Source organism: Microcystis sp. M_QC_C_20170808_M3Col (assembly GCF_007095505.1).
Lineage (GTDB): Bacteria > Cyanobacteriota > Cyanobacteriia > Cyanobacteriales > Microcystaceae > Microcystis.
This window is the reverse complement of sequence record NZ_SFBY01000210.1, coordinates 1-8,631: the sequence shown is the minus strand read 5'-3', so window position 1 is coordinate 8,631 and position 8,631 is coordinate 1. Positions and strand designations below refer to the sequence as shown.

Sequence of the window (8,631 nt, the reverse complement as noted above, 5' to 3'; positions counted from 1 at the left end):
AACCAGATTTTTCTTGGTTTTGTTATAAGTTTTCTTAATATTTTTTGAGAAGCTTTTTGTATCAAACAATACCAAACATCATGGCGATCGCCTTAAATCCAAACTTTTCCATCTACTGACCTTCTAGCTCGCTTGTCCCCCTCTCAGATGCTCTTCACTTCATCATTGAAACGAAAATCAATTTGAATCGTTCCTCGTTCAAGTAATGCCATGATTACATCTTCACCTCCATAAACATCTTGTAAAATAAAACAAGATTCAGTAACAACTGCTTCGCAAGTCAATAAAGGTTTGGCAATTTTTCCCCATTCTTGAATTGCCCAATTGTGATAATTATCTCTCTTGTCGAGGACTGCAACCAATACACCTATATCTAAGATAACTTTTCTGAGCATATTATTCTAGATGTTTCTTTTTAAATTCTCTCTTTTTTAGAGATAAATTTCCTTTGCCACTGTCAAGACACCCCACTAAATCTTTAGCTGATTCATAAGCAGAAATCGGTTCTTCTTCACTAATTTCCGTCTTCTCTGCCTTAAATTGCAAGAATTCAATAAAGTTTATTACTTCTTGCTGTTGTTGGGGGGTAAGGGCGTTTAGTTTTTCTAAGATGGTTTGTGAGTGGGTGGTTGCTGGTATCATGAGTTAATTTTCTTAGGGGTTTTTTAATTATTGTCTCTCAGCTAAGGAGTCGGATAGGCTCTTGTGGCATCAAGGGATAAGATAATTGTAGGTTAAAATTAAGGGTATGAAGGTTCGTGAGGTTATCCGTCGCCTAATTGATGATGGTTGGTTTCAAGTTTCGCAAAAAGGAAGCCATCGTCAGTTTAAACACCCTGTCAAGCTGGGTAAAGTTACCGTTCCTGGGAAACTGTCAGATGATATACCTATCGGAACTTACAAAAACATTCTACGGCAAGCTGAATTGGAGGGTTGAATGACTGAATTGAATAGTATGGTTGTGGTTAAGGATAACGCTATTGAAATAGAGCGTCAAGAAGAGTTAAAAGACTTCCTCCAAGAACAAGAACAACAAGTTCTTGAGCAATTCAAACCGGGTACATTCGGATGTCATGAGTTACTTGACCGAACAGCGATGGTTAGTGATTCCTTGGAGCGTTTTATTGTTTCCCATCCAGCTTGTGTACAAAACCCTGAATGGTACGCCCTAGCAAGACAAGCTGCTGAGGCTCTACATATTCTCTATCAAAAAGTTGGTGCAGTGCATCTCAATGGAGACTAAGGCTTTTTGTGTGATAATTTTTGCTTATGGAATCGTGAAATGCTTATCGGGCAAGACTTTTAGGGCTATTTTGCGGATATTCTATCAGTATAGACCTCGTTTCCACACATAAACCAGAAGAGCCGAGCCGAGAGGTTAATAAAGAAATCGAAATTGTTTTCCTCAACTTAATCTACAATTTTGCTTAAGTATTTTTTTGTTTAACATAGTTTTGTGATGATTTCAGATACCCGACTTCTTTAAGAAGTCGGGTATCTAACCCCTTACAATCCATACAACGCCGCTACTGGTCTGTCAAAGCAATAATGATGAATAATAGGAGAGGTAAATTCACCCAAATTTTTTCAATTATGCCAGCTAAAAAATATATCGTCTCCTTAACAGAGAATGAACGAGCTTCCTGGTCAGAATTGACCCAAAAAGGGAAAGCTGCTGCCCGAAAAATCAATCATGCTCGTATCTTGCTCAAAGCAGATATTGGTCAGGAGAATGGGGGGTGGAATGCTCATCAGATAAGTGAAGCATTGGATAAGCGGTTCTCGCATCTGTGAGGCACAGCTTAACCTTTGCTAATTAAGCTTTTAAGCATTGATAATGTACCTCTTGTGAACAGGAAGCGCTATAAGTAGAAGGACAATAGAAAGAGTCAGACAAAGATTTGTTGAAGAAGGATTAGAGCAAGCGATAAATCCTCGTCCTAAAAACTCGTCAAAACTGAAAAAGATAGATGGAGAAGCAGAAGCTCATTTAATCGCTTTGGCTTGCTCGGAAGCCCCAACAGGTTATAATCGTTGGACGTTACGAGCATTAGCGGAACAAATGGTAGTGTTAGAATATGTGGAAAGTATTTCTCATGAAAGCATTAGACAAGTCCTAAAAAAAACGAAATCAAACCTTGGTTGCAAGAATGTTGGGTAATTCCCCCTCGCTCCCGATGCCGAGTTTGTTGGTCAGATGGAAGAAGTTTTAGCAGTGTATATCCTGCCATACGACCCTGCTTATCCCTTGATTTGTTTTGATGAAAGCTGCAAGCAACTAATTTCAGAAACTCGGCAACCTTTACCTCCTGAACTGGGACAAGCTGAACGCTTTGACTATCAATATGAAAGAGAAGGAGTCAACAATCTCTTTAGGTTTTTTGAGCCTTTAAAAGCTTGGAGGCACGTGGCAGTGACAGACCAGTACCAGTATTGACTATGCCCAACAAATGAAATACTTGGTAGATGAACGTTATCCAGAGGTGGAAAAAATCCGAGTCGTTCAAGACAACTTAAATACCCATGTTAAAGCTTCATTATATAAAGCATTTCCTCCCCATGAAGCTCGTCGCATACTAGATAAATTAGAGTTTTATTACACTCCTAAACATGGAAGTTGGTTGAATATGGCAGAAATTGAGTTGAGTGTTTTAAATAGGGTTTGCGGCAAAAAGTTTTTCGGTGGTCAGGGAAAAAGTCCCTGAATTTTCCCCCTGATCACTCCCATGCCTGGTACTTTTTGATTGACAAAAAGTCTAAAAGTCTTACCCAACAAGGTTTTTAGATTTATTCAGCAGACCCTAAGTATTGTTGTTAATGTAGCTTATTAAGATCGGCGACCGCACTTAAACCCACAGTTTCAATCAATGTGCATGGTGCGTTCCCCAAAATCGATCGCTGGAGCAGTAGGAGCCACATTAGGGAGCGCACCCTACAAGATTGCGATCGCTACATTTTGGATCGTAGCGGAAAAATGTCAGGTACAACGATTTGTCATACATTATCTTTCTTTGTCAGTTAAATCAATATATTCAGTTTGTATTCGTTTATTCTTGATTAGTATTCTAAAATAAGGACATTTCCCATTTACTGATAAATCTTTATCATCATTCCCTTTCCTGAATTTAATTATTTCAAATTGGTCGGGATTAAATTTATGCAAAAATGTTATTGGCACTCCCATATATCCCTTATAGTCTATTGGTATGTCTTGTGTTTTATTAATATTAATTCCATCATAATTGTCATATTTTGGATATTGAACTTCGTTGCCAAAATATCTTTTTGTAAGTTCTATATCTTCGTGCCGCTTAAAATTATCTAAATTAGTAAGCCATAAACAATTGTTTGGTGAGATTATTCTATTACCAGAGTTATCTATTCGAGTTTCTGTTCCATATAGTTCATAGTGTTCAGGTACAATAAAACCTGAAATACCTCTACCAAGATTTATTCCTAACCACGCCTTGTTTTCTTTAATAAGTTTGAAAATTTCTTTATAGGTTATTGCATTAATATTTCCAATTATCAAAAACTTTTTATCGTATTTAACCAATTGAGCTACATACTCTCTGAATAATGAAAATGGGGGATTGGTAACAACAATATCGGACTGCTTTAATAGTTCAATGCTTTCCGAACTACGAAAATCACCATCTCCATTAAAGTAAACTAGGTCAGTTGACGTTGGTTTGTTTTTTTCGCCTTCTGTACCTGTATATTCAAAGAAAAAACCTTTTTCATCTTCTTCTGTATTAAATAAATTTTTTACTTGCTCTCTATAACAAGATGTTATTATTTTTTTAAGACCTAATTCATTGAAATTTGAGGTAAAATAATTAAAAAAGTTACTAATTCGGGGATCATCGCAATTGCAATAAACTACTTGATTTTCAAAATGACTTTTATAATGCTGTAATTCGCTTTCTATATCTGAAAGCTGTGTATAAAACTCGTCACTTTTTGATTTTTTAGCATTTTGTAATAATTCATTTGTTGCATTTCTTGCCATTTTCAACTTTTTTGATTTAATAAATCTTTTGTTTTTAGTTATTTACTTTTGGTTATCTGATTAAATATTTCACTGCCTAATACTTGAAGAGAGGTTTTAGAAATTTCAAGCATAATATCAAACATTTTTTTGATATCCCATTTTTCTCCATTCCCTTGTGTGTATATAGAAGTTGCTTGAAGCATTATTGTTTTATCTTTATGCTTGACAAACTTATTTTTACACAAATTGGTGTTAATTGGCATTCCATAATTTGCAGAAGTTAATCTATCTAATCTGTTTAACATTCCTGAATTATATTCCAGCGTTACAACCCTTCCATCGGGTCTTTTAATTGAAATAGTTTCTGTTAAAAAATTTGAGCCTTCAAGAAATAGGACATAAGGAAAATGAGATTCAGATAACATCAAATTAGCGATTTCAGATATGTTTTTATGCGACCTTTCTATTGCATTACCAGCAGCCATCAAGTCCTGATTATTATCCTTACCTACTAGTTCACCCTTTTTGATATTTTCAATGTTTTTTCCTTGATGTTTAGCTTCCGATACTAAAACGAGTCTCCAATTGCCGTTATCGTCTTTTACTTCTATTATTCCACCATCAGGTATAATACTTGAATTTGACACAAAAAGGGTTTGCCCTAATTCTGGGTCAACTTTCTTTAATGCTTCATTTATTTCTTCTTTTTTTATACTTGTTTTGTATTGAAAAGATAATTGAGGAAACTCCTTTTCAAGTTGGCTAATAACAAAACGTGAAATTTTTCCAACTTTTATTTCGTGTGATTTTGCTTCAGCCCCAAATATACCAACTACACCTTTAGACTCTTTATGTTGATTCGTTAATCTTTTCGATTGATTTTTTTTAGGCATAATGTATCTTTTCCTTGCTTAAATTTTTCACTTTCTGCTACAGGTAATGTATCTATAACGAAAGATTATACGGAAACTTTCAGCAAACCCTAATTCAACCTTTTGCTCCTGTACTTTTAGCAGCACAAGAGCAAAGTTGAAAATAAAAATTAATAACTGTCCTCATCGGTGATAACTTCCACGGGAATCACTTCTTCTAACACTTTTTCCTGCATTTCTTGGCGACGAATCGGTATTTTGGTTTTTTCCAATTCCGGTAAAGCGACTAATTCCCGTTGTTTTTCCCGGACGGTATTGGGTAACAACATCGGTAAAGGTTCGGGGGTTTCTAACCAGTAGCTGGCTACCGGTAGGGTATGTTCTAAATCCTCCAATAAACGGGGAATAATCATCACCGCGTGCAGTTCACCGATTTTCTCCGCTTCCCGCATTCCCGCATCAATGGCCACGGCCACATTAGCGACGGAACCCCGGATAATGGCCGTACACAAACCATCCCCAATTGTTTCGTAGGAAGCTAACTGCACATCGGCCGATTTTAACATTGCATCGGCTGCCCCCACCATAGCGGGAAAACCGCGGGTTTCCAAGAGACCGATCGACATATTGCTCAGTTTGCTGAAACCCCGTTGACTTTGGGCAATTTCGGCTAAACGGCTACCAATTGGGAAAATTACCTCTAAATTGGGCATCGGTCGGGGAATAACCGATTTAGATACCAATTGTCCGAACTGTGCGGCGGTTTTTGCCCCTTCTTCCACTGCTAACCGCACATCGGCAATATTACCACGCACGATCGCTGTACAGTGACCACCGCCAATTTTTTCGTAACCCACGAGGGTAACTTCTGCTGATTTTAGCATCATATCCGCCGTCCCGACGATCGCCGGAAAGCTGAGGGTAGAGACTAAACCCAAGGCGCTATCTTTGGGGTGACGCTTGGTTTTCATCGTCCTTTGACCGGGGTTAGTTGGGGACGAGGGGGGAATGCTTCCATTAACTCTTAATCTAGACATTGAAGATAAACTTGCCCTAACAGGTACGAAGGGGGTGATTGTCAGCTATCCTGTTACTATCTAGTCTATCCTGTTAACCTTAATTGCTATTGAAGATTTTTGAGGGATTAGATAAATTTTAGTTATTGTAGCTTGATCAAGTTGTCTATGACAGAACAGCCTCGCAGTACAGATGATCGAATCAGCGAAACGGAAGCGACCGAATTAATGCGATCGCTGCTTCATAAGGAAGGAAATTGGGTGAATTGGGGGCAAAAATGTCAAAAACTGCAAAAAGCTGGCTACGATTCCCAGTTAATCTTTGAACAAACGGGTTTTCAAAATGCCCAACAAAATTTAATTATTGTCGCTGCCCAAGTTTTTGAGAGTTTAATCAAAGCGGGGGCAGCTGAAGATTTATTAAGTTACTACATCGGTCCGCGCAGTGATGTGCTATACGAATTGCGGATTCTCAACCAAGAACAAAGATTGGGGGCAGCGAAGTTAGCGGCAGAAAAAAGGATTGAGGTGGCTGAAGCACACGATATCGCCAAAGCTATCCAAGATTTTTCCCGTTTATCCCAGATTCCCAGTGAATTTACTCGTCATCCTGGAGATGCGATCGCTTATCAGTGTTGGAAACGGGGCAAACAAAAGCGAGATTTAGCCGAAAGAGCGAAATTAATCGCTAAAGGGTTGAAATTTGCCCATTCTGACTCGGCCAGACAGGCGATCGAGTCTTTACTGCAAGATTTTACCGTTACTCCCACCCGTAGCGCACCTTTGCTACCCGTCCATCGTTTACAGGATGAGGACGAATTAGCCAGAATTATTCCTTTAGTAGGAAGATTTCCGGTGACGGTAACTGATATAAAACACACAGAAAGTTTGAGCGTCGAGGAACCTTTTCGACTGGTAACGGTGGGGGATAAACAAACGATTGTGCCTCTCCCCGGTTGGCAAGCAATTCTCAAAGCGATCGATCCTATAGCTATTTTATGGCCTAGCGATCAATTACCTCGATCGATTGCCACCAGATCCGAAGAAGTTTTATTAGTGATCGATCGAGTTTTGGCCGAATGGGACGTGAACAATTATTATCTGGTAGAGAGAGATAATTCCGTCTCTTTACAATGGTTTGATAGTCCCCCCGATGTCACCATCTTAGGTCAATTAGTCTTGATTTTAAGAGCCAAAAATATCCTCGATGAAAAAAACATCACCGAACCCTGGCAAATGGACGACTAAATCAGTGATCAGTTATCAGTAAACAGTGATCAGGTTTAAGCTATTAGTTATGAGTGGGAATAAGAAAATAGATAAACTGATCACTGAATCGAATAAAACTGGTCACTGCTAACTTGTAGCTGACAGCATAACTTAAGAAACTAAGAGACATTTTTAAAGTAAAAAGTAAAAAGGGAAAACCTACTTTCAAGAAAACACTGGAACAGACAACAGGCAAATGTTCACTGACAACTGATAACTGACAACTGATAACTGATAACTGATAACTGATAACTGATAACTGAATATATGCGTGCAGTAATTTGTGGATATTATGGGAGAGGAAACGGAGGAGATGAGGCATTATTAGTGTCTCTATTGCAGATGTTGCCCTCAGCAATTAAACCTATTGTTTTGTCAAATAATCCCAGAGAAACCAGTCAACGTTATGGAGTGGAAACCTGTCCTAGTAGGGATTGGTGGCAAGTTTTTCAAACTATGAAAAAAGCGGATATATTTATCTGGGGTGGCGGCAGTTTAATGCAGGATGTCACCAGTTTTGCCAGTCCAATTTATTACGGTGGTTTAATGGCTTTTGCTCAATTATTGGGCTTAAAAACTATTGCTTGGGGGCAGGGAATTGGACCATTAAATAGACCTTTTACCCGTTGGTTAACCAAAAAAGTTTTACAAAAATGTAGTTTAGTTACTGTGCGCGATGATACTTCGGCTCATTTAGTCGCCAATTGGGGTATTCATCCCATTGTTGCCCCCGATCCAGTATGGGCTTTAGACGCTCAATCAGTCAAGGGATTATCGGATTTACCCGCCCCAAGAATCGCCGTCAATTTACGTCCCCATCCCCTATTAACCCCGGCAAAATTAGATAAATTAACCCGAGCTTTAATTGATTTACAAACCAGCACGGGGGCGTTTATTCTCTTAGTCCCTTTTCAAAAGTCGCGGGATTTGCCCCTCTGTGAAGCTGTAGCCCGTCAATTAACGGAAAATCATCAAATCATTAGTTTAGAGGATCCAAGACAGTTAAAGGGCTTATTTCGCGGAGTAGAAATGGTGATCGGAATGCGCTTTCATAGTTTAATTATGGCCGCGGCAGAAGATTGTCGTTGTTTTGCCCTTAGTTATGATCCGAAAGTGTCGCGATTAATTGCCGAAGTACCGATGCCGGGTTGGGAATTAGATCAGTTACCAGAGGCAGTTAATGATATTAGTACCGCTTGGATTGATTTTTATGCCAATGGAGAGGGATTAACCAGCGATCGCAAACATTTTTTAATCGATCGAGCTTTAATTCATCGAGAAATTTTATCTAGATTGGTGAGCTAATTTTTATCGAAAATTTGGGTTAAAACCCCGTCGTTTTACGACGGCTTTTCTTGATCTTTAATAGAGCATCTGAGAACTTCCAGGGTTGCACCTCTCAGTTATCAGTTATCAGTTATCAGTTATCAGTGGGTAAGTCATCAGTTATCAGATGTGAGTTTTTAAGTGTGCAGTATTA

General features: G+C 38.6%; 9 protein-coding genes and 1 pseudogene. 5 read left to right on the top strand and 5 right to left on the bottom strand.

The window, feature by feature from the left end; all coding sequences use genetic code 11:
- Positions 1–143: 143 nt before the first annotated feature.
- Together EWV84_RS09425 and EWV84_RS09420 are read right to left on the bottom strand one after the other, a co-directional pair.
- Entirely contained in the window at positions 144–395 is a 252-nt protein-coding gene (locus EWV84_RS09425) for a PIN domain-containing protein (RefSeq protein ID WP_287077799.1), read from the bottom strand.
- A 1-nt stretch (position 396) separates the two neighbouring features.
- Entirely contained in the window at positions 397–642 is a 246-nt protein-coding gene (locus EWV84_RS09420) for a DUF2281 domain-containing protein (RefSeq protein WP_287077798.1), read from the bottom strand.
- Positions 643–748: 106 nt separating this feature from the next.
- Here EWV84_RS09420 and EWV84_RS09415 point away from each other — a divergent pair, with 106 nt between their 5' ends.
- From EWV84_RS09415 to EWV84_RS09405, 3 genes and pseudogenes are all read left to right on the top strand, one after another.
- Complete coding sequence (locus EWV84_RS09415) at positions 749–937, top strand: type II toxin-antitoxin system HicA family toxin (RefSeq protein WP_287077797.1); 189 nt, start codon at positions 749–751, stop codon at positions 935–937.
- Positions 938–1,243: a hypothetical protein gene (locus EWV84_RS09410; RefSeq protein WP_158201572.1), complete on the top strand. Its 306-nt coding sequence runs from the start codon at positions 938–940 to the stop codon at positions 1,241–1,243.
- A gap of 350 nt (positions 1,244–1,593) precedes the next feature.
- Positions 1,594–2,666, top strand: a pseudogene (locus tag EWV84_RS09405) (IS630 family transposase); the annotation flags it as partial.
- Between the two features lie 335 nt (positions 2,667–3,001).
- On the opposite strand, the gene EWV84_RS09400 reads toward EWV84_RS09405, so the two are convergent.
- The 3 genes from EWV84_RS09400 to ccmO form a co-directional block, all read right to left on the bottom strand.
- Positions 3,002–4,012: an adenine-specific methyltransferase EcoRI family protein gene (locus EWV84_RS09400; protein ID WP_287077796.1), complete on the bottom strand. Its 1,011-nt coding sequence runs from the start codon at positions 4,010–4,012 to the stop codon at positions 3,002–3,004.
- Between the two features lie 38 nt (positions 4,013–4,050).
- Positions 4,051–4,887, bottom strand: a complete 837-nt coding sequence (locus EWV84_RS09395; RefSeq protein ID WP_287077795.1) for an EcoRI family type II restriction endonuclease — start codon at positions 4,885–4,887, stop codon at positions 4,051–4,053.
- 149 nt (positions 4,888–5,036) lie between these two features.
- The gene (ccmO, locus tag EWV84_RS09390) at positions 5,037–5,837 is read right to left on the bottom strand and encodes a beta-carboxysome assembly protein CcmO (protein ID WP_002775137.1); all 801 of its coding nucleotides are present in this window, start codon (positions 5,835–5,837) and stop codon (positions 5,037–5,039) included.
- 213 nt (positions 5,838–6,050) lie between these two features.
- Here ccmO and EWV84_RS09385 point away from each other — a divergent pair, with 213 nt between their 5' ends.
- Positions 6,051–7,130 carry a RuBisCO accumulation factor 1 gene (locus EWV84_RS09385; RefSeq protein WP_287077794.1) on the top strand — a complete coding sequence of 360 codons (1,080 nt, stop codon included), beginning with the start codon at positions 6,051–6,053 and terminating at the stop codon, positions 7,128–7,130.
- Between the two features lie 288 nt (positions 7,131–7,418).
- Positions 7,419–8,456, top strand: coding sequence for a polysaccharide pyruvyl transferase CsaB (gene csaB, locus EWV84_RS09380; protein ID WP_287077793.1), 1,038 nt, complete (start codon positions 7,419–7,421; stop codon positions 8,454–8,456).
- Positions 8,457–8,631 lie beyond the last annotated feature (175 nt).